The organism is Pseudomonas sp. Je.1.5.c (assembly GCF_051129895.1).
GTDB lineage: Bacteria > Pseudomonadota > Gammaproteobacteria > Pseudomonadales > Pseudomonadaceae > Aquipseudomonas > Aquipseudomonas urmiensis.
The window spans coordinates 1-414 of record NZ_JBCPSP010000106.1; the positions used below are offsets into that span (position 1 = coordinate 1).

The 414-nt window shown below is 54.3% G+C and carries 2 tRNA genes and 1 rRNA gene; all 3 read right to left on the reverse strand.

Annotated features, from left to right (window positions below):
- Nucleotide 1: 1 nt before the first annotated feature.
- Nucleotides 2-74 (reverse strand) — tRNA-Ala (locus AAZU54_RS27315).
- A gap of 125 nt (nucleotides 75-199) precedes the next feature.
- Nucleotides 200-276: transfer RNA gene (locus AAZU54_RS27320), tRNA-Ile, on the reverse strand.
- 79 nt (nucleotides 277-355) lie between these two features.
- Nucleotides 356-414: ribosomal RNA gene (locus AAZU54_RS27325) — 16S ribosomal RNA — on the reverse strand; the annotation flags it as partial.

Genomic DNA, 414 nt, shown 5'->3' on the forward strand with positions numbered 1-414 from the left:
GTGGAGCCAAGCGGGATCGAACCGCTGACCTCCTGCGTGCAAGGCAGGCGCTCTCCCAGCTGAGCTATGGCCCCGTATTACCTAGGCTGCACCAAGTAATTGGTAGGTCTGGGCAGATTTGAACTGCAGAAGAGCCGTCCTCACCACTCTTTATCCAGGAGCAGGGGGCGCGCTCGACGTTTCCAGCATTACCAATAAATGGTAGGTCTGGGCAGATTTGAACTGCCGACCTCACCCTTATCAGGGGTGCGCTCTAACCAACTGAGCTACAGACCTATAAACAGGTCGCATCGTCTTTATACAAGTGAATCAAGCAATTCGTGTGGGAGCTCATCAGCAGGCTGATGTCTTCGATTAAGGAGGTGATCCAGCCGCAGGTTCCCCTACGGCTACCTTGTTACGACTTCACCCCAG